Here is a 19,847-nt window from a genome sequence, read left to right as displayed (position 1 = left end):
CCGCCCCTTCGCCGTGTCGGCCGCCCGGCGCGGCGCGCCTCGGGCGACCGGCGACCGGTGGCCGCGCCGCCGGAGGGCTCCCCGGTCGGCGTCGTCCCCGCGAGTCGGTCAGCGCAGCCCGCGTCGGCTGGTAGCGGCACCCCGCCGGTTGGTCGCCGCCCGCCGCCGCCGGTCGTTGCAGAGCAGGCACTTGCCCCACCCAGGAGGCAGCGGGTCCTCCTTGTCGCCGTACAGCGGGTCGACCGCGCCGTGCGGATGGACCCGGCACCCGGTGGCCCCCGGTCCGGCGGCGAGCGCCACCGCCGCCGACTGCGCACGACGCAGCGCGTCCACCAGCACCTCGGCCTGGTCGCCGCTCGGGATCTCCTGGTCGAAGGCGATGTCCGACGCGGTCCGCAGCGCCACCTGGAGATCGCGCCACTCGGTCTGGTCACTCATGCCGCTCAGCGTAGGCCCCGCCGCCGACAGTGGGCCGATCAGTGGGCCGGCCCGCCGGCCCGCCGCCCGCTCCCGGAGCGACGGCGGTCGGCCCGCGCGCGACCCCCGCAGCGCGCCCCGGGACCGGACGAGCTGGCTGGTGACCTGTCCGGTGAACGGCGTCGGCAAGGCCCGCGGTGTCCGGTGCGGTGGATCGCACGGCGGAGCATCGCAGCTCGTACCCGTCGTACTCGCGCGAGGCTCCCACGCGGCGAGACGCCGTGCCGGACGCCGCGGGCCAGGCGGGATTCATCCGACAGGTCCTAGGTCCCCGGTGCCACGTTGACTAGGGCAAAAACCCGATGGGAAGCACCAGGGAGGCCCCGTAAGCTCGGCCTGATGTCTGCCACCGACCCCATCGCCCAGGACTCCCCTGCCCGCAAGCGCTCCGTCGTCCGGTCACTGCTGAGGCTGTGGCCGTACGTCAGGCCGGTCCGGGCCCGGTTCTTCACCGCGGCCGGGGTGGCGGTGCTCGCCTCGTGCCTCTCCCTGGTCCTTCCGATGATCCTTCGCTGGATCGTGGACGGTCCGGTCGCCGAGCGGGACCTCACCGGGGTGTGGATCGGTGGTCTGGTGCTGCTCGGCGTCGGCGTACTGGAGGCGCTCCTGTTCGGACTGCGGCGCTGGCTGGTGGCGCGCCCGCTCGCCGGGGTGGAGGCGTCGATGCGGAACGCGCTCTACCGGCACACCCAGCGACTCCCGGTCGCCTTCCACGACCGGTGGTCCTCCGGCCAGCTGCTCTCCCGCGCCACGGGCGACCTCCAGGAACTGCGGATGTTCCTGGCCTTCCCCCTGACGTTCCTGGTGGTCAACATCTCGACCATCATCGTCGGCTGCGCGATCATGCTCTCCCTCAGCTGGCAGCTGGCGCTCATCGTGATGAGCCCCTTCGTGCCGCTGCTGTGGGTGTGCGTCAGCTTCGAGAAGCAGTACTCGGTGGCGGCCCGGCGGGCACAGGACCAGATGGGCGACCTGACCACCGTCACCGAGGAGTCGGTGCTCGGCATCCGCGTCATCAAGGGGTTCGGCCGCCACCGCAGTCAGGCGCGTGTCTTCCGCGCCCTCTCCTCCGAGCTGTACGGCACCGAGGTGCTCAAGGCCCGGATGCTCGGCTGGATCCTCGCCGTGATCATCGCCCTCCCCGAGCTGGTGCTCGGCGTGGTGCTGGTCGTCGGCGTCCTCCAGGTCGCGTCGGGAGCGCTGTCGGTGGGCACCCTGGTGGCGTTCACCGCCATCGCACTGGCGCTGCGCTGGCCGGTGGAGTCGATCGGCTTCATCCTCGCGATGTGCAACGAGGCAGCCACCGCCTCCGACCGGTTCTTCGAGGTCATGGACACCGAGCCGCCTCCCGAGAGCGCGGGGGCCGCGGCCCTCGCCGCGACGGCGCCCCGCGCCCCCGCCCCGGGCGCGGCGGAGGAGGAGCTCGCCGAAGGCACCGGGGAAGGCGGACTGCGGCTGAACGCCGTCGGCTTCCGCTACCCCGACGCCCCGGCGGACGCCGCACCGGTGCTGCACGGCATCGACCTGCACGTCCGCGCCGGGGAGACCATGGCGCTGGTCGGCGCGACCGGCAGCGGCAAGACCACGTTGACGGCGCTCATCCCCCGGCTCCACGAGGCGACCGAGGGCACCATCACTCTCGACGGCCAGGACATCGCCGACCTGACCCGCGCCGAGGTGCGCGCCCTGGTGGCGGTCGCTTTCGAGGAGCCCACGCTCTTCTCGGCGAGCGTGCGGGAGAACGTGCTGATGGGCGCGGTCGACGGCACGGCCGACGACGAGGAGTTCCGCCGGGCGCTGCGCGTCGCGCAGGCGACGGAGTTCGTCGACGCGCTCCCCCTCGGCGGTGACACCGAGGTCGGGGAGCAGGGCATGAGCCTGTCCGGCGGGCAGCGGCAACGGCTGGCACTGGCACGCGCGGTCGTCGGCCGGCCCCGGTTCCTGGTGCTGGACGACCCGCTCTCCGCGCTGGACGTGCACACCGAGGCCCGGGTGGAGGCCGCGCTGCGGGAGGTGCTGGTCGGGACGACCGCGCTGGTCGTGGCGCACCGTCCCTCGACGGTGATGCTGGCGGACCGGGTGGCGCTGCTGTCCGGCGGCCGGGTCACCGCGGTGGGGACGCACGCCGAGCTGATGGGGACGTCCACCGAGTACCGGCACCTGATGTCCGGTGAGGAGCGGGACCCGGGAACGGGCCCGGAACGCGAGGAGGTGTCGGTCCGATGACCACGGCCGTCACGGACACGGACGCCCGGCGACCGGATCCCGAGGAGCACCCCGACGCGGGCGGCCCCGCTCGGGACGGTTCCGGTGGGGACCCCTTCGACCGGGACCAGCTCCCGGCGCCGCCCGGCGCCCCGATGCAGCTGCTCCGCTCGCTGCTGCGGCCCGAGCGGCGCCTGGTGGTGCTCGCCTCGGTGCTGCTCCTGTTCCAGCAGGCCGCCATACAGGCAGGACCGCTGCTGGTGGCCATCGCCATCGACAGCGGCGTTCCCGCGGCGACCGACGGCGACTACGGCCCGCTGATCACGGTCGCGGTGCTGTACGGCGTGACCGGCGCCGCCTCCGGTGTCCTGGTGTACGCCTTCTACCGGACGCTGGGCCGCGCCTGCCAGGGGGTGCTGCGGGACCTGCGGGGGCGGATCTACCACCAGGCGCAGGCGCTCAGCCTCGACTTCCACGACCGGTACACCTCCGGTCGGATGATCTCCCGTTCGACCTCCGACGTGATGGCGCTGCGGGAGCTGCTGGACGAGGGCGTGCAGACGCTGATGACGGTCCTCGTCTCGATCGTCTACATCACCGGTCTGCTGCTGTACATGGACGTCGGGTTGGGTGTGGCGACGATGGCCTCGTTCGTCCCGCTGTACCTGCTGGTCCGCAGCTACCGGCGCCGCGCGGGGGTGATGTTCACCCGCCGCTCGACGGCGATCGCCACGGTGATCGTCAAGTTCAACGAGACGCTCAACGGCATCCGGCCGGTGAAGGCGTTCCGCCGCGAACGGGCGAACGACTCCCGCTTCGACGAGCTGAACAGCGAGCACTGCCGCCTGAACGGCGGCACCATCCTGGAGATGGCACGGTTCGTGGTGCTCTCCCGGCTCACGGCCAACGTGACCCTGGCCGCGATCGTGATGTGGTCCGCCTACCGGGTGGCCGACGGTGACCTGGAGCTGGGGGTGCTGGCGGCGGCTGCGCTGTACGTGCGGCGGCTGTACGACCCGATCGACCGGTTCGCGATGATCCTCAACGCCTACGCCTCGGCGTCGGCGTCGCTGACGAAGATCGCGGGGCTGCTGGCGCAGCGGCCCGAGCTGGCGGAGCCCGCGCAGCCGAAGGAGCTGCCGGAGCGGCCCGCGGCGGCGCCGGGGCGGGAGGTCGTCTTCGACGAGGTGCGGTTCGCCTACCGGACCGGCGGCGAGGTCCTGCCGACGTTCGACCTGACGCTGGCGGCGGGGCAGACCACCGCGGTGGTCGGGGCCACCGGAGCGGGCAAGTCGACGCTGGCGAAGCTGCTGGCCCGGTTCTACGACCCGACCGAGGGCCGGGTGCTGCTCGACGGCGTGGACCTGCGCGACCTGGCCAATCCGGAGCTGCGGCGCGGGGTGGTGATGGTGACCCAGGAGGCGTTCCTCTTCTCCGGGACCGTCGCCGAGAACATCGCGCTGGGACGACCGGACGCCCCCCGCGAGGAGGTGGAGGCCGCGGCCCGCGCCATCGGGGCGCACGAGTTCATCGAGGCCCTGCCCGACGGCTACGACACGGACGTCCGCAAGCGGGGTGGCCGGATCTCCGCCGGCCAGCGGCAGCTGGTGTCGTTCGCCCGGGTGCTCCTCGCCGACCCGGCGGTGGTGATCCTGGACGAGGCGACGTCCTCGCTGGACATCCCGGGTGAACGCGCGGTGCAGCACGCGATGGAGACGGTGCTGCGCGACCGGACCGCCATGGTGATCGCGCACCGGCTGTCGACGGTGGAGGTCGCCGACCGGGTGCTGGTGATGGACGGGGGCCGGATCGTCGAGGACGGGCCGCCCGCCGAGCTGATCGCGGGCACGGGACGGTTCGCGGCCCTGCACAGTGCCTGGCGGGAGAGCCTGGTCTGAGCCCCGGCCCCCGCCCGCTCACGTCGCGGCCCGCCCCGAGCGAGGGGCGGGCCGCCACGTCCGTCACCACCGCGGTCGACCGGTTCAGCGCAGCAGGACGCCCTGGCCGCCGCCGACGGCGTCGTCGTCGTCCGGCAGGCTCTGCAGCCCCAGCTCCGCGGCGGACGCGAGCCGCGGATGGTGCGGCAGAACCCGGACCGTGTAGCCGAACGGACCGGCCCGGTCGAAGGACAGGTCGCCGGCGAAGGTCCAGCGCCCTTCGAGGTCCTGCCCGCCGATCGGCTTCAGCGGGACGGCGACGGGGTCGGTGAGCCGGTCGTCGGCGTCCACCCTGCCGGTGACGGCCTGCACCTCCACATCGGCCGGCCGGAGCCCGCCGAGGGCGACCGCCACCCGCACCGGGACGGTGCGGCCCAGCGTCGCCCCCTCCCCCGGGTGGTCGGCGAGGTCCGCGCCGGCCGCGACGTGGCCCACCGCGACCCCGGGCCAGGCGTCCCGGACCCGGGAGCAGTACTCCGCCAGTTCCTCGGCGGCGGACCCGGCCAGCTCCCGGTGCGCGGCGGCGGCCGGGGCGTAGAGGGTGCCGACGTACTCCTGGACCATGCGGTCGGCCTGGACCAGCGGCCCGAGCCGGTCCAGGGTGGCGCGCACCATCTCCAGCCAGCGGCCGGGCAGCTCGGTGTGGGCGTCGCGCTGGTAGAACCGCGGGACGACCTGGTCCTCCAGCAGGGCGTACAGCGCCGCCGCCTCCAACTCGTCGCGCCGACCCTCGTCCAGCCCGGTGGCACCGTCGGCGGTGGGGATCTCCCAACCGAAGTCGGGGTCGTACCACTCGTCCCACCAGCCGTCCCGGACGGAGAGGTTGAGCCCGCCGTTGAGCGCGGCCTTCATCCCGGAGGTGCCGCACGCCTCCAGGGGGCGCAGCGGGTTGTTGAGCCACACGTCGCACCCGGCGTACAGGTGCGACGCCATCGCCATGCCGTAGTCGGGCAGGAAGACGATCCGGTGGCGCAGCTGCTGCTCGTCGGCGAAGCGGACGAGCTCCTGGATGAGGCGCTTGCCGCCGTCGTCGGCGGGGTGCGCCTTCCCGGCGACGACGATCTGCACCGGACGTGAGGGGTCCAGCAGCAGTCGGCGCAGCCGGATGGGGTCCTTCAGCATCAGCGTCAGACGCTTGTAGGACGGGACCCGCCGGGCGAACCCGATGGTGAGCGCGTTCGGGTCGAAGACGTCGTCGATCCAGCCGAGCTCGGCGTTGCCCGCCCCGCGCTGCCGCCAGGACTCCCGGAGCCGCCGCCGGATCTCCTGGACCAGTCCGGTGCGCATGGTGCGGCGCAGTTCCCACAGCGCCGCGTCACCCAGCGGCTTCCCGGCGCGGGCCGCGCGCATGGGGTCGGCGGTCCAGGTGGGGGCGTGGACGCCGTTGGTGACGGAGGTGATGGGGACCTCCGCCGGGTCGAACCCCGGCCACAGACCGGCGAACATGTCGCGGCTGACGTGGCCGTGGAGCGCGGAGACACCGTTGGCGCGCTGCGCGGTCCGCAGCCCGAGGACCGCCATGTTGAACTGGGGCTGCTCCCCGGGGCGTGCCGGGGCGGGCTCCCGCCCGAGGCCGAGCAGCGGCGCCGGGTCGAGCCCGGGGAGTTCGGCGCCCGGCCCGAAGTGGCGCGCGACAAGTTCCTCGGGGAAGCGGTCGATCCCCGCCGGCACCGGGGTGTGGGTGGTGAAGACGGTGCCCGCGCGCACGGCTCGGAGCGCGGCGTCGAAACCGGCGCCCTCCTCGGTGAGTTCCCGGATGCGCTCCAGGGCGGCGAGCCCGGCGTGGCCCTCGTTCATGTGGAAGACCTCGGGTGCCGCGTGGCCGGTGATGCGGCAGTAGGCCCGCAGCGCGCGCAGGCCGCCGATCCCCAGGAGCATCTCCTGGAGGAGGCGGTGCTCGCTGCCGCCGCCGTACAGGCGGTCGGTGACGTCGCGTTCGGCGGGCGCGTTCTCGCCGAGGACGGAGTCCAGCAGCAGCAGGGGGACACGGCCGACATGCAGCAGCCAGACCTGCGCGGCGAGGTTCCGGCCGCCGGGCAGGGCGAGGTGGACGCGGACGGGCGTGCCGTCGTCCTCGGCGAGGAGCGTGAGCGGCAGCTCGTGGGGGTCCAGGACGGGGTACTGCTCCTGCTGCCAGCCCTCGCGGGAGAGCGACTGGCGGAAGTAGCCGTGCCGGTAGAGCAGGCCGACGCCGACCAGGGGGACGCCGAGGTCGCTGGCGGCCTTCAGGTGGTCGCCTGCGAGGATGCCGAGGCCGCCGGAGTACTGCGGCAGTGCGGCGTTGATCCCGAACTCGGGCGAGAGGTAGGCGATGGCGGCCGGGGCGTCGGGGACGTTGCGCTGGTACCAGCGGGGGTCGGTGAGGTAGTCGCGCAGTTCACCGACGGCCAGCGCGAGGCGCCGGCGGAAGCCGCGGTCGGCCTCCAGCGCGGTGAGCCGGTCCGCGGAGACGGTGCTGAGCATGCGCACCGGGTCGCCGCCGGCGGCGGCCCACCCCTCGGGGTCGACCGATCGGAGCAGTTCGCGGGTTTCCGGGTGCCAGGACCAGCGGAGGTTGAGCGCCAGTTCCTGAAGGGGTCGCAGGGACTCAGGGTAGACGGGACGGACCGAGAAGCGACGGATGGCCTTCACTGTTCGAAGGTAGCCGGGGCGCGGTGGCGTGGGCGAGGTAATCGGAGGGTTTTCACCCACCAGGGCCCGACCGGACCACAGCGGTTGCGCCCCGCGCACCTCTGGTGCACGGGGCGCGACTCCGCCGCGGCCTCGACGTCAGGCGGGAGTGCCGCCCTGCCCGGGAGCGTCGGCGTCGGTCTCCGCCGCCGCGCCGGAGGGCTCGCCGTCGCCGCTCGCGCCCAGGATCTCGGGGGCGAGCGCCGAGGTCGGCGCGAGTTCGCCGGAGGCGATCTCGTTCACGAAGTGACAGGCCACCCGGTGGCCGCTGCCGGTGTCGGTGAGCACCGGCCGCTCGGTGTCGCAGCGGGTGGGCTGCTTCCAGGGGCAGCGGGTGTGGAACCGGCAGCCTGCCGGCGGGTTCGACGGCGAGGGGAGGTCGCCGGTGAGCAGGATGCGCTCCCGGGTGTCCTCGACCTCCGGGTCCGGCACGGGCACCGCCGACATCAGCGCCTTGGTGTAGGGGTGCTGCGGGTTGGCGTACAGGTCGTCGCTGTTCGCCTCCTCCACCAGCGACCCCAGGTACATCACGCCGATGACGTCGGAGATGTGCCGCACGACCGCCAGGTCGTGGGCGATGACCACGTAGGTCAGCCCCAGCTGCTCCTGGAGCTCCTCCAGCAGGTTGATGACCTGGGCCTGGATGGAGACGTCCAGCGCGGAGACCGGCTCGTCGCAGATGATGACGTCCGGCTCCAGCACCAGCGCGCGGGCGATGCCGATCCGCTGCCGCTGGCCGCCGGAGAACTCGTGCGGGTAGCGGGCGAGAGCCGAGTCGGGGAGGCCGACCCGGTCCAGCACCTTGAGGATCTTCGCGCGCCGCTCCTCGCGGTTGCCGCCGATGCCGTGGGCCGCCATGCCCTCGGCGAGGATCGACTCGATGTTCTGGCGCGGGTTGAGGCTGCCGAGCGGGTCCTGGAAGACCATCTGGAGCCTGCGCCGGGAGCGGCGCATCTCCTCCTCGGGCAGCTGCGCCAGGTCGGTCCCGTCGAAGAGGACCTCGCCGCCGGTGATGTCGACCAGCCGCAGGATGGCGCGGCCCAGGGTCGTCTTGCCGCAGCCGGACTCACCGACCAGCCCGTAGGTCTGGCCGGCCTCCACGGAGAGCGAGATGCCGTCGACGGCCTGGACGTGTCCGACGACCCGGTCGAAGAGGATGCCGCGGCGCACGGGGAAGTGCACCTTGATGTCGTTCAGTTCGAGCAGGCTCATGCCTCACCTCCGGGGTGCCGGGCGGTCGCTTCCGACCCGGTGGTGTCCATCACGGGTGGATCCAGCACCGGACCGGCGAGGTCCGACTGGTCCAGGACCGGGTTGACGCACCGCACCCGGTGGCCGGCGGCGGCCGGCTCGGTGAGCTGCGGCGTGCCGGTCAGGCACTCCATGACGTAGTGGTCGCAGCGGGGTGCGAAAGCGCACCCCTCCGACCAGGGAATCTGGTCGTTGATCGAGCCGCGGATGGGGTTCAGCGGCTGCCCGCGCGGGGAGTCCAGCCGCGGGATGGAGCCGAGCAGCCCGTGGGCGTAGGGGTGCATGGGGGCGGCGAACAGCTCGCGCCGCTCCGCCGCCTCCACGGCCTTGCCCGCGTAGAGCACGTTCACCCGGTCGCACAGTCCGGCGACGACGCCGAGGTCGTGGGTGATCATCAGCAGGGCGGTGCCCTCCTGGTCCACCAGCTCGCGCAGCAGCTCCAGGATCTGCGCCTGGATGGTGACGTCGAGGGCCGTGGTCGGCTCGTCGGCGATGAGGAGGCGGGGCGCGCAGGCGACCGCCATGGCGATCAGCGCGCGCTGCCGCATACCGCCGGAGAGCTGGTGCGGGTACTCCTTGAGGCGCCGGGTCGGGTCGGGGATGCCGACCCGGTCCAGCAGGTCGGCCGCCTCCTTGCGCGCCTTCTCCCCGCGCAGACCGCGGTGGCGGCTGAGGATCTCCGTGACCTGGACCCCGATCGGGACGACGGGGTTCAGCGAGGACAGCGGGTCCTGGAAGATCATCGCCAGCTGCGTGCCGCGCATGTCGCGCAGTTTGGACTTGGGGAGGGTGAGCAGGTCGGTGCCGTCGTACTCGGCCCGGCCGCCGACCCGGACGCCCTTGGAGGGGAGCAGTCCCATCAGGGCGAGGGAGGTGACGGACTTGCCGCACCCGGACTCGCCGACGAGGCCGACGACCTCGCCCTGGTCGACGGTGAAGGAGACGCCGGAGACGGCGCGGAAGTCGTCCCGGCCGCGCGCCGTGAAGGTGACGGCCAGTTCGTCCACGTTGAGCAGTGCCATGGCCATCAGCTCCGCAGTTTCGGGTCGAGTGCTTCCCGCATGGCCTCACCCAGCAGGGTGAAGCCGAGGGCGGTGATGATGATGCCGAGGGCGGGCCAGACCGCGAGCATCGGCGCGGCGTCGAAGAACCGCTGCGCCTGGGCCAGCATGACGCCCCACTCGGGCTGGGCGGCGTCGAGGTTGCCCAGGCCGAGGAAGGACAGGGCGGCGGCCTCGATGATGGCGGTCGCCAGCACCAGGGTGCACTGGACGATGACGGGGCCCAGGGAGTTCGGCAGCACGTGGGCGAGGACGATCCGTCGTCTGCGCACCCCGAGGGAGCGCGCCGCCAGCACGTAGTCGGCGTTGGCCTGCGCCAGCATGGAGCCCCGCAGCAGCCGGGCGAAGATCGGGATCTGCACCACGCCGACCGCGATCATGACGGTGGTCAGGCTCTGGCCCATGACCGCCGCGATGCTCACGGCGAGCAGCAGCGAGGGCAGCGCCAGCATCATGTCGATGAAGCGCATGATCACGGTGTCGATGCGCTGCCCGGTGCGCCCGCCGAGGGCGAGTGCGGCGCCGGAGAGGCCGCCGATGAGGGCGCCCACGACGAAGCCGATGACCGTGGCGACCACGCCCACCAGCAGGGTCTGCCGGGCACCGACCAGCAGCCGGGAGAGCTGGTCGCGGCCGAGGTTGTCCAGGCCGAGCCAGTTCTCGGCGCGCGGGCCGACGAAGATGCCCCGGTTGGAGAAGACCTCCCCGCGCCAGGTCTGCGCGGTGGGGCTGTAGGGGGCGATCCACGGCCCGACGATCGCGAGGAGCACGAAGACCGCGATGATCACGGCGCCGATGATGGCCATCTTGCTGGAGCGCAGCCGCCGGAAGGCGGCGACCCAGAGGCTGTCGCCGCTGCTGGTGGTCCGCTGCGCGGTGAGCTGGGCGAGCCGGTCGATCTTGTCGGCCTTGCTCATCCGGGCCTTGGCGAGCGGGCTCTCCGCCCGCTCGGGGCCGGCGGGGGCGGCCGGATCGGGGCCGCCGGTGGTGGCACCCGCGGTCGGGGTGGTGGCGGTGCCGGCGGGCTCGGGGACGGCGCCCTCGGGGGAGGCGCCGTCCGCGCGCGCGGCGTCGTCCGGCTCGCGGGGTTCGTTGCGTTCGGTACTCATCAGTGCACCCGCACTCTCGGATCGATGAGGCTGTAGGCCAGATCGACCAGCAGGTTGATCAGCACATAGACCAGCGCGATGATCAGGATGAAGTTGGTCAGCACCGGGTAGTCGCGGCCGTCGATGGCGTCCCGGATGAACGAGCCGATGCCGCCCCAGGAGAAGATCGACTCCGTGAGGACCGCCCCGGAGAGCAGGCTTCCGGTGAGCAGGCCGATCGCGGTGATGACGGGGAGCAGCGCGTTGCGCATCACGTGCCGCAGGCGTACGACCCGCTGGTGCAGGCCCTTGGACTCGGCGGTGCGGACGTAGTCCTCCTGGAGGACCTCCAGGACGCTGGCGCGGGTCATGCGGGTGATGACGGCCAGCGGGATGGAGGCGAGGGCGACACCGGGGAGCACCAGGTGCCAGAGCGCGTCGCCGGTGGCGTCGAGCTCGCCGGTGAGTATGCCGTCCAGGATGTGGAAGCCGGTGACTTCCGTGGCGTTGATGCCGGTGGTGAGGCGGCTGCCGGTCGGGAACCAGCCGAGGCCGACCGCGAATATCTCCTTGAGGATGAACGCCAGGAAGAACACCGGGATGCAGATGCCGATGAGGGAGCCGGAGACCGCTCCGACGTCCATCCAGCCGCCGCGGTGGCGGGCGGCGAGGTAGCCGAGCGGCACACCGACGACGACGGCGATCAGGATGGCCGTCACCCCGAGCTCCACCGTCGCGGGGAAGCGCTGGACGAACTCCTCCCAGACGGGACGTCCGGTCCGGGTGGAGACGCCCATGTCCAGGGTCAGCAGGTCTCGCAGAAAGATGAAGTACTGGTCCCACAGCGGCTTGTCCAGGCCCAGGGCCGATTCCATCGCTATGCGGTCGGCCTCGGTGGCCCGCTCGCCCAGTCGGGCGGAGGCGGGGCCGCCGGGCAGCATGCGCAGCCACAGGAACAGCAGGACGGACAGGCCGAGGAGTGTGGGTACCAGCTGCAGCAGTCTGCGGACGATGAGACGCAACACGATCGTTGACGCCCTTTCTTGCAGTGCTCAGTCAGGGGTCCGCCCGGCCACGGGGATGCCGTGGCCGGGCGGACGCGGGCCATGCGTGGTGACTACTTGAACGAACCCTCGGAGAACTTCTCCTGCGTGAGCGGGGAGACGGTCGGGGGGTTGACCTCTTCGGCGAAGACGATCGAGGGGGGCGAGGAGGAGATCGGGACGCCGGGGAGGAAGTCCATCACCAGCTCGTTGATCTCCTCGTACATGGCCTCGCGGGTGTCCACGTCCGGCTCGACCGACGACGCGGCGAGCGCGTCGAAGATCTCGTCGTTCCGGAAGCCCCACTCCTTGCTGTAGCCGTCGAACCAGGTGCCCAGGAAGTTGTAGGCGTCGTTGAAGTCGCCGGTCCAGCCCAGGAGGTACAGGTCGCAGCCACCGTCACGGGTGGTGTCCAGGTAGTCCGGGGTCCACTTCATCGGGCGGGGGTTGACGGTGACGCCCACGGCTTCGAGGTCGGCCTTCATCAGCTCGAACATGTCGGCCGGTGCCGGCATGTACGGGCGGGTGACCTCGGTCGGGTAGCAGAAGTCGACGGTCAGGTCGGCGTGGCCGGCCTCGTCGAGCAGCTCCCGGGCCGCGTCCTGGTCGTAGTCGTAGGTGGTCACGTCGTCGCTGTAGCCGGCGATGGTGTCCGGCACGAACTGCGTGGCGACGACACCGCCCTCGGGCAGCTGGGTGTCCACCAGGCCCTGGCGGTCCAGCGCGTGGGCGACGGCCCGGCGGACGTCGATGTCCTCCAGCGCCTCGTTCCGCTCCTGGGTGAACGCCAGGTAGAAGATGTTGAAGACGCCGCGGACCGGGACCTCGAAGCCCGCGGTCTCCAGGGCGTCGACGTCCGAGGGGGCGACCAGGTCGTAACCGTGGATCTCGCCGGCCTCCAGCGCCTGCCGGCGCGCGCCCTCGTCGGAGATCGTGCGGAAGACGATCTCCTCGAAGCCGGCGCTCTCGCCCCAGTAGTCGTCGAAGCGGGTGATGGTGACCTCGCCGTTGCCCTTGTTCCAGTTGCTGAGCTGGAACGGGCCGGTGCCGGCGATGGCGTCGGGGTCCTGGCTGTAGTCGGGGCGGCTGATGTTGTCGCCCTCGCCCGACGCCTCGTCCTCGGCGTAGCGCTCCAGGGACTTCGGCGAGTGGATGGAGAACGCGGCGAGGGAGAACGCGCCCGGGAAGACCGAGGACGGCTCCTCCAGGTTGATCACCGCGGTCAGGTCGTCGGTGGCCTCGCAGCCGACGTAGTTGGGCGGCGGGGTGTCCTCGCTCTCGTTCTCGGCGAAGCCACCGAACTCGGCCTGCCAGTAGTAGGAGAGCGCGGTCGACTGGTAGGTGCCGGTCCAGTTGTACCAGCGGTCGAAGTTGTCGCAGACGACCTGGGCCGTCAGCTCCTCGCCGTCGTGGAAGGTGACACCGTCACGGAGGTCGAACGTCCACTCGGTGCCCTCGTCGTTGCTGTCCCAGGTCTCGGCGAGGCCACCGGTGAGTTCGGTGCCTCCCGACTCGTGGTCGAGCAGCGTCTCCAGCACCTGGCGCGAGACGCGGAAGGTCTCGCCGTCGCTCTCCAGCGAGGGGTCCAGGGAACCGGGGTCACCGGCCGCGCCGAAGATGAACCGCTCGGTGGAGCCGCCCCCGTCGGAGCCGTTGGAGTCGCGGTCGCTGCTGCAAGCGGTCGCGACGAGGCCGAGCGAGACCGCTGCCGCGATCACCGCCACCTTCGATCGTGCTATGTGCATCGTCCACCTCAGTGGGGTTCGGTGCTGTCAGGCGTTTGTGTGGCCCGCACATTACTGCGCATCTACATAGTTTGGAACGGCGGGCAACCTGGCGATATCGACCTGAGACTCAGTGGTGCGTGAGGGGCTCGGGAGCCGAGTGCGCCCGCCACAGCGGCGACACGCAATGGCCACGAGTACGCAACACGGCGACGGATTGTCCGCCCCCCTTCCCGGGGCAGGCTCTCCCTAGCACCTCTCTTCGCGTCGGCCCCGCCGCACAGTTCGCGGCCCGGTCGGCGCCGGCACCGAACTCCCCGTCACGAACGGCGAGTCCAGCCCATCCCGGCACAGAGGGAACGGGCCGCGACCCACCCGCCGGGCACGTCCCGACAGCGGGGCGGGGGTGCCCGCGTGACGACCGGACCATGCCCTGACCGCACTCCGTTCCACACCCAACCGAGTGAACGCGCACCGGAGCCGCCATGCCTACTGCCCGCCAGCGGCCGTCAGAACCGATAGAAAGGACAAGACACCGCAAAGTCGGAGATTTACTCGCACTTCCTACGTATCCAGGTGATCCCCAGATGATCGGTCGCATCCCTGTCCTCGACGTCTCGCCGCTGGTCGACTGCGGCCGGCGTCCGGCGAAGGCGGTCCCGGGAGAGACCTTCCAGGTCACCGCCACCGTCTTCCGAGAAGGCCACGAGTCCCTGGGCGCCAACGTGGTGCTGCGCGACCCCGGCGGGCGCGGCAGCGTGTGGACCCCCATGCACGAACTCGCGCCGGGCACCGACCGCTGGGGGGCCGACGTCACCCCCGGGACCGAGGGCCGCTGGACCTACGCGGTGGAGGCGTGGTCGGACCCGATCACCACCTGGCGCCGCCACGCCGCCGTCAAGGTCCCCGCCGGCGACGAGCCCGAACTGATGCTCGCCGAGGGCGCCGCCCTGCTGGAGCGGGCCGCGGGGAAGGTCCCCAAGGCAGCCGGGCGGCCGGTCCTGCTGGCCGCCGCCCGCGCCCTCCGCGACCGCGAACTGCCGTCCACCGCACGGCTCGCCGCCGCCACGGCGCCGGAAATCCTCGCCGTGCTGGAGCGCCACCCGCTGCGCGAACTGGTCAGCTCCTCCCGCCCGCTGCCGCTCATCGTGGAGCGGGAGCGCGCGCTGGTGGGCTCCTGGTACGAGATGTTCCCCCGCTCCGAGGGCGCCCACCTCACCGAGGACGGCGTCCCCGTCTCCGGAACCCTCCAGACCGCGGCGCTGCGCCTGCCGGCGGTCGCCGCCATGGGCTTCGACGTGGTCTACCTGCCGCCGGTCCACCCCATCGGCCGCTCCCACCGCAAGGGCCCCGGCAACTCCCTCACCGCCGGCCCCGACGACGTCGGCTGCCCCTGGGCGATCGGCGGACCCGAGGGCGGCCACGACGCGATCCACCCCGACCTCGGGACGCTCGCCGACTTCAGCCGGTTCGTCCGCACCGCAGCCGAGCACGGCATCGAGGTCGCCATGGACTTCGCGCTCCAGTGCAGCCCGGACCACCCCTGGGTCAAGGAGCACCCGGAGTGGTTCCGCAAACGCGGGGACGGCTCCATCGCCTATGCCGAGAACCCGCCGAAGAAGTACCAGGACATCTACCCGATCGCCTTTGACGAGGACTTCCGCGGCCTCGTCACCGAGACGCTCCGGGTGCTGCGGTTCTGGATGGCGCGCGGGGTGCGGATCTTCCGCGTCGACAACCCCCACACCAAGCCCGTGGTGTTCTGGGAGAAGGTCATCGGCGAGATCAACCGCACCGACCCCGACGTGATCTTCCTGGCCGAGGCGTTCACCCGCCCCGCCATGATGCGGACCCTGGCGCAGATCGGTTTCCAGCAGTCGTACACGTACTTCACCTGGCGCAACACCAAGGCCGAACTGACGGAGTACCTCACGGAACTGAGCGGCCCAGCCGCCCCGTTCATGCGGCCCAACCTCTTCGTCAACACCCCGGACATCCTGCACGCCTACCTCCAGAACGGCGGCCGTCCGGCGTTCGAGACGCGCGCCGTCCTGGCGGCGACCCTCTCCCCCACCTGGGGCGTCTACGCGGGCTACGAGCTGTGCGAGGGCCGACCGGCCCACGAGGGCAGCGAGGAGTACCTCGACTCGGAGAAGTACGAGCTGCGCCCCCGCGACTGGGCGGGCGCCGAGGCCGCCGGCACCACCATCACCCCGCTGATCAGCCGGCTCAACGAGCTGCGCCGCTCCCACCTGGCGCTGCGCCGGCTGCGGGGACTGCACTTCCACCACACCGACAACGAGCACATCGTGGCGTACTCCCGGCGCGCGGTCGGCACCGACGGCGAGGACACCGTTCTCGTCGTGGTCAACCTCGACCCGCACCACACCCACGAGGCGACGGTGTCGTTGGACACATCGGTACTCGGCCTCCCCTCCGCACGGCGGAGCGGTTCCGAGTCCTTCCCGGTGACGGACGAGCTCACCGGGACGACCTATGACTGGGGCAGGGACAACTACGTGCGGCTCGGTCCGGAGCGGGCGGACGCGCTCGCCCCGTCGGCCCACGTGCTGACCCTGCGACCGTCCTCTTCAGACCGGAGGGTCACCCAACCATGAGCGTCAACGAGCCGGTCCTCGACACCTTCGAGGACACGCCCGACCGCGACCGCGACCCCGACTGGTTCAAACGTGCGGTCTTCTACGAGGTCCTCGTGCGGTCCTTCAAGGACAGCAACGGGGACGGGGTCGGGGATCTCAAGGGCCTCACCGCCAAACTCGACTACCTGCAGTGGCTCGGAATCGACTGCATCTGGCTACCGCCCTTCTTCGAGTCGCCGCTCAAGGACGGCGGCTACGACGTCTCGGACTACACCGCGGTGCTCCCGGAGTTCGGCGACCTCGCCGACTTCGTCGAGTTCGTGGACAGCGCCCACCAGCGCGGCATCCGGGTCATCATCGACTTCGTCATGAACCACACCAGCGATCAGCACCGGTGGTTCCAGGAGTCGCGCAAGGACCCGGAGGGCCCCTACGGGGACTACTACGTCTGGGCGGACGACGACAAGAAGTACGCCGACGCGCGCATCATCTTCGTCGACACCGAGACCTCGAACTGGACCTTCGACCCGGTCAGGCGGCAGTACTACTTCCACCGGTTCTTCTCGCACCAGCCGGACCTCAACTACGAGAACGAGATGGTGCAGGAGGAGATCCTCTCCGCCCTGCGCTTCTGGCTGGACCTCGGCATCGACGGCTTCCGGCTGGACGCCGTGCCCTACCTCTACGCCGAGGAGGGCACCAACTGCGAGAACCTGCCGGCCTCCCACGGGATGCTCAAGCGGGTGCGCGCCGAGATCGACGCGCACTACCCGGACACCGTGCTGCTGGCCGAGGCCAACCAGTGGCCCGAGGACGTCGTCGACTACTTCGGCGACTACTCCAAGGGCGGCGACGAGTGCCACATGGCGTTCCACTTCCCGGTGATGCCACGCATCTTCATGGCGGTCCGCCGGGAGTCCCGCTACCCGGTCTCGGAGATCCTGGCCAAGACCCCGCAGATCCCCTCCGGGTGCCAGTGGGGGATCTTCCTGCGCAACCACGACGAGCTGACCCTGGAGATGGTCACCGACGAGGAGCGCGACTACATGTACGCGGAGTACGCCAAGGACCCGCGGATGCGCGCCAACATCGGCATCCGGCGGCGGCTGGCGCCGCTACTGGACAACGACCGCAACCAGATCGAGCTGTTCACGGCGCTGCTGCTGTCGCTCCCGGGCTCGCCGATCCTCTACTACGGGGACGAGATCGGAATGGGCGACAACATCTGGCTGGGTGACCGCGACGCGGTCCGCACCCCGATGCAGTGGACCCCGGACCGCAACGCCGGCTTCTCCTCCAGCGATCCCGGTCGGCTCACGCTGCCCACGATCATGGACCCGGTCTACGGCTACCAGGTCACCAACGTGGAGGCCTCGATGAGCTCCCCCGCGTCGCTGCTGCACTGGACCAAGCGCATGGTCTCCATCCGCAAGCAGAACCCGGCCTTCGGACTGGGGAGCTTCACCGAGCTGGAGTCCTCCAACCCCGCGGTCCTCGCCTTCGTACGGGAGTACGAGGACGACATCGTGATGTGCGTGAACAACTTCTCGCGCTTCTCCCAGCCCACCGAGCTGGACCTGCGCGCGTGGGAGGGGTGCCGACCGGTGGAACTCACCGGCGGTGTCGGCTTCCCGGCCGTCGGGGAGCTGCCCTACCTGCTGACGCTGGCCGGGCACGGCTTCTACTGGTTCCGGTTGCGGCGCCAGACCGACTGAGCGCCGAGACCTCCGCCGGCCGGGCGGGCCGCGTCACCGCGTGGCCCGCCCGCCGCCGACTGCGCCACCCGCCCCGCCCTCCTCGGGGGGCCGGCGCCCCACGGGCGCCCGACGGGGCGTCCGAGGAGAAGCAAAAACGGTTCCGCAGCGTTCTCGCCGCCCCGCCCGCTTCGGCCGCCTTCGGTCCGGAACCGGTCGTCCGGCGGCACGGAGCGGTTACCGCCCCACGGGGCGGGAACCCTTCCCTGCGCCGCACCGCCTCCGGCCCGACGACGCGTCAGGGCCTCTTCTCGCACGGTCGGTCCCCGCACGACACGTCCCCCCCACCTACCGGCCGTCTACGCCGCAATCCGGGACACTTCGTCATATATGTTCTGTGTAACCCGGGGAAAGGACGCCATGTCGGAAAGCTCCGCGCCCCGGACGGCCCCGCCGCGTCCGGCGGCTCAGGTCGCGCCCACGGGCGCCGCCGTCTTCCGTTCCCTCACCGGGCTGCTCGCCCGGTGGCTCCCCCGCCAGCGCTGGTACGCGGACAAGGGCCGCGCGCTGAGCGGCCTCACCCTCGTGTCGGCCACCGAACTGCTGCCCTGCGCCGACAGCGGCCCGACGCCGGGGCTGCTGCACCTGCTCGTGCGGACCGTCCCGCAGGGCGTACCGGAACAGAACGGCAGCTGCTACCAGCTGCTGCTCGGGGTCCGCTCCGTCCTCCCACCGGCACTCGCCCCCGCCCTCGTGGGCCGACCCGCCGACGGGCCGCTGCGGGGGCGCGCCGTCTACGAGGCGCTGCACGACCCGCGGCTCGCGGCACTCCTGCTGGAACGGTTGCGCGCCCCCGGCACACTCGGGGGGCTCGCCTTCCGGCGGACGCACAGCGCGGCCATTCCGTCCGGGCTGCCGGCCCGGGCGCTCGGCGGCGACCAGACCAACTCCTCCGTGGTCTACGGCGAGGCCCACATCCTGAAGCTGTTCCGGCGCGTCAGCCCGGGCGTCAACCCCGACCTGGAACTGCCCCGGGTGCTCGCCGCGGCCGGCTGCGACCGGGTGCCCGCCCCGTCGGCCTGGTTCGAGGCGGACGCCGAGGGCGGGGAACCGATCACCCTCGGCGTGCTCCAGCCCTTCCTCGCGGGGTCGACCGACGGCTGGGCGCTGGCCCTGAAGTCCCTCTCGCTGCGCACGGAGTTCGCGACCGCCGCGCACGGGCTGGGCGCGGCCACCGCCGAGATCCACCTCGCGCTGGCCCGCAACCTGCCGACCACCACCCTCCACGGCGAACGGCTGGAGCGGTCCGCCCTGGCCATGACCGAGCGGCTCACCGCCGCCGCCGCGGCCGTCCCCGCGCTGCGCCCCTACTGCACGGGGCTGCGCCGCTCCTTCGACTCCCTGGCGGAGTTCGCGCGCGGCGGCGGTCATCTCGACGCACAGCGCCTGCACGGAGACCTGCACCTCGGGCAGGCGCTCCACCGCGACGGCTCCTGGACGCTCATCGACTTCGAGGGCGAACCGGCTCGGCCACTGGCCGAGCGCTGCCGTCCGCAGCCGCCGGTGCGCGACATCGCCGGGATACTGCGCTCCTTCGACTACGCGGCCGGCCAGCACCGGGCGCCCGGCCCCTGGGTCTCGGCGTGGGCGGCCTCGGCACGCGACGCGTACTGCCGCGGCTACGCCGAGGTGAGCGGCCATGACCACACCGAGCGGCCGGAGCTGCTCCGCGCCTTCGAGACCGACAAGGCGGTCTACGAGGTGCTGTACGAGGCCCGGCACCGGCCCGCCTGGCTCCACATCCCGATGGCCGCCGTCCGCCGGCTGGCGGGCTGACCCGCCGAGCGGCGGGCGGCGCCCGGGTGACGCCGGGCACCGCCCGTACCCGGCCGACGCTGCCGCCTTCCGGCCGCGCCCTTCCTCCTGTCCGCCTTCCCCCGCCCCCGCATTCCGCACTCCACGCAAGGAGGCACCGCGTGCACTCCCGCCCGCAGGCCGCCGGTCCCGTCGTTCCCCCCGCCGACCCGGCAGCGCCCCGGCGCCCCGGGCCCACCGCCCCCGTCACGGGCGCCCGGCCCGAGCCCCCCGCCGGAGGCC

Annotated in this window: 11 protein-coding genes and 1 pseudogene; 5 read left to right on the top strand and 7 right to left on the bottom strand. The window is 72.1% G+C overall.

Annotation, left to right across the window (positions count from 1 at the left end):
- Window positions 1-108: 108 nt before the first annotated feature.
- Window positions 109-438, bottom strand: coding sequence for a hypothetical protein (locus tag HCJ92_RS12510; RefSeq protein WP_167933610.1), 330 nt, complete (start codon window positions 436-438; stop codon window positions 109-111).
- 378 nt (window positions 439-816) lie between these two features.
- Here HCJ92_RS12510 and HCJ92_RS12505 point away from each other — a divergent pair, with 378 nt between their 5' ends.
- On the top strand, window positions 817-2,703 hold the full coding sequence (locus HCJ92_RS12505) for an ABC transporter ATP-binding protein (RefSeq protein ID WP_167933609.1): 1,887 nt from the start codon (window positions 817-819) through the stop codon (window positions 2,701-2,703).
- Window positions 2,700-4,580 (top strand): ABC transporter ATP-binding protein, encoded by a 1,881-nt coding sequence (locus HCJ92_RS12500; RefSeq protein ID WP_167933607.1) that lies wholly within the window; start codon window positions 2,700-2,702, stop codon window positions 4,578-4,580. Before HCJ92_RS12505 ends, HCJ92_RS12500 begins: the two co-directional genes overlap by 4 nt.
- Window positions 4,581-4,664: 84 nt before the next feature.
- Here the strand turns inward: HCJ92_RS12500 and glgP are convergent, their stop codons facing one another.
- The 6 genes from glgP to HCJ92_RS12470 all read right to left on the bottom strand — a co-directional run bounded on the left by glgP (window position 4,665) and on the right by HCJ92_RS12470 (window position 13,477).
- Window positions 4,665-7,250, bottom strand: a complete 2,586-nt coding sequence (gene glgP, locus HCJ92_RS12495) for an alpha-glucan family phosphorylase (RefSeq protein WP_167933606.1) — start codon at window positions 7,248-7,250, stop codon at window positions 4,665-4,667.
- 138 nt (window positions 7,251-7,388) lie between these two features.
- The gene (locus HCJ92_RS12490; protein WP_167933605.1) at window positions 7,389-8,501 is read right to left on the bottom strand and encodes an ABC transporter ATP-binding protein; all 1,113 of its coding nucleotides are present in this window, start codon (window positions 8,499-8,501) and stop codon (window positions 7,389-7,391) included.
- Window positions 8,498-9,562: an ABC transporter ATP-binding protein gene (locus tag HCJ92_RS12485; protein WP_167933612.1), complete on the bottom strand. Its 1,065-nt coding sequence runs from the start codon at window positions 9,560-9,562 to the stop codon at window positions 8,498-8,500. The genes HCJ92_RS12490 and HCJ92_RS12485 overlap by 4 nt, the downstream gene beginning before the upstream one ends.
- A gap of 5 nt (window positions 9,563-9,567) precedes the next feature.
- Window positions 9,568-10,518: an ABC transporter permease gene (locus HCJ92_RS12480; protein WP_167933613.1), complete on the bottom strand. Its 951-nt coding sequence runs from the start codon at window positions 10,516-10,518 to the stop codon at window positions 9,568-9,570.
- Window positions 10,519-10,709: 191 nt separating this feature from the next.
- Entirely contained in the window at window positions 10,710-11,714 is a 1,005-nt protein-coding gene (locus HCJ92_RS12475) for an ABC transporter permease subunit (RefSeq protein WP_167933601.1), read from the bottom strand.
- Window positions 11,715-11,806: 92 nt separating this feature from the next.
- Entirely contained in the window at window positions 11,807-13,477 is a 1,671-nt protein-coding gene (locus tag HCJ92_RS12470) for an ABC transporter substrate-binding protein (protein ID WP_167933600.1), read from the bottom strand.
- A gap of 566 nt (window positions 13,478-14,043) precedes the next feature.
- Here HCJ92_RS12470 and HCJ92_RS12465 point away from each other — a divergent pair.
- The 3 genes and pseudogenes from HCJ92_RS12465 to HCJ92_RS12455 form a co-directional block, all read left to right on the top strand.
- Window positions 14,044-16,069 (top strand): annotated as a pseudogene (locus HCJ92_RS12465) (alpha-1,4-glucan--maltose-1-phosphate maltosyltransferase); the annotation flags it as partial.
- Between the two features lies 1 nt (window position 16,070).
- Window positions 16,071-17,771, top strand: a complete 1,701-nt coding sequence (treS, locus tag HCJ92_RS12460) for a maltose alpha-D-glucosyltransferase (protein WP_167933598.1) — start codon at window positions 16,071-16,073, stop codon at window positions 17,769-17,771.
- Window positions 17,772-18,170: 399 nt separating this feature from the next.
- Entirely contained in the window at window positions 18,171-19,586 is a 1,416-nt protein-coding gene (locus HCJ92_RS12455) for a maltokinase N-terminal cap-like domain-containing protein (protein ID WP_167933597.1), read from the top strand.
- Window positions 19,587-19,847: the final 261 nt, after the last annotated feature.

It is taken from the genome of Streptomyces spiramenti, from assembly GCF_012034385.1.
In the GTDB taxonomy this organism is placed as follows: domain Bacteria; phylum Actinomycetota; class Actinomycetes; order Streptomycetales; family Streptomycetaceae; genus Streptomyces; species Streptomyces spiramenti.
This window is presented reverse-complemented; position numbering and strand designations above follow the sequence as displayed.

Excerpts from the sequence above, each read along its gene's own strand:
- HCJ92_RS12505 (WP_167933609.1), top strand. The coding sequence starts at position 817 with ATGTCTGCCACCGACCCCATCGCCCAGGACTCCCCTGCCCGCAAGCGC.
- HCJ92_RS12500 (WP_167933607.1), top strand. The coding sequence starts at position 2,700 with ATGACCACGGCCGTCACGGACACGGACGCCCGGCGACCGGATCCCGAG.
- HCJ92_RS12480 (WP_167933613.1), bottom strand. The coding sequence starts at position 10,518 with ATGAGCAAGGCCGACAAGATCGACCGGCTCGCCCAGCTCACCGCGCAG.
- treS (WP_167933598.1), top strand. The coding sequence starts at position 16,071 with ATGAGCGTCAACGAGCCGGTCCTCGACACCTTCGAGGACACGCCCGAC.
- HCJ92_RS12470 (WP_167933600.1), bottom strand. The coding sequence starts at position 13,477 with ATGCACATAGCACGATCGAAGGTGGCGGTGATCGCGGCAGCGGTCTCG.
- HCJ92_RS12510 (WP_167933610.1), bottom strand. The coding sequence starts at position 438 with ATGAGTGACCAGACCGAGTGGCGCGATCTCCAGGTGGCGCTGCGGACC.
- HCJ92_RS12485 (WP_167933612.1), bottom strand. The coding sequence starts at position 9,562 with ATGGCACTGCTCAACGTGGACGAACTGGCCGTCACCTTCACGGCGCGC.
- HCJ92_RS12455 (WP_167933597.1), top strand. The coding sequence starts at position 18,171 with ATGTCGGAAAGCTCCGCGCCCCGGACGGCCCCGCCGCGTCCGGCGGCT.
- HCJ92_RS12490 (WP_167933605.1), bottom strand. The coding sequence starts at position 8,501 with ATGAGCCTGCTCGAACTGAACGACATCAAGGTGCACTTCCCCGTGCGC.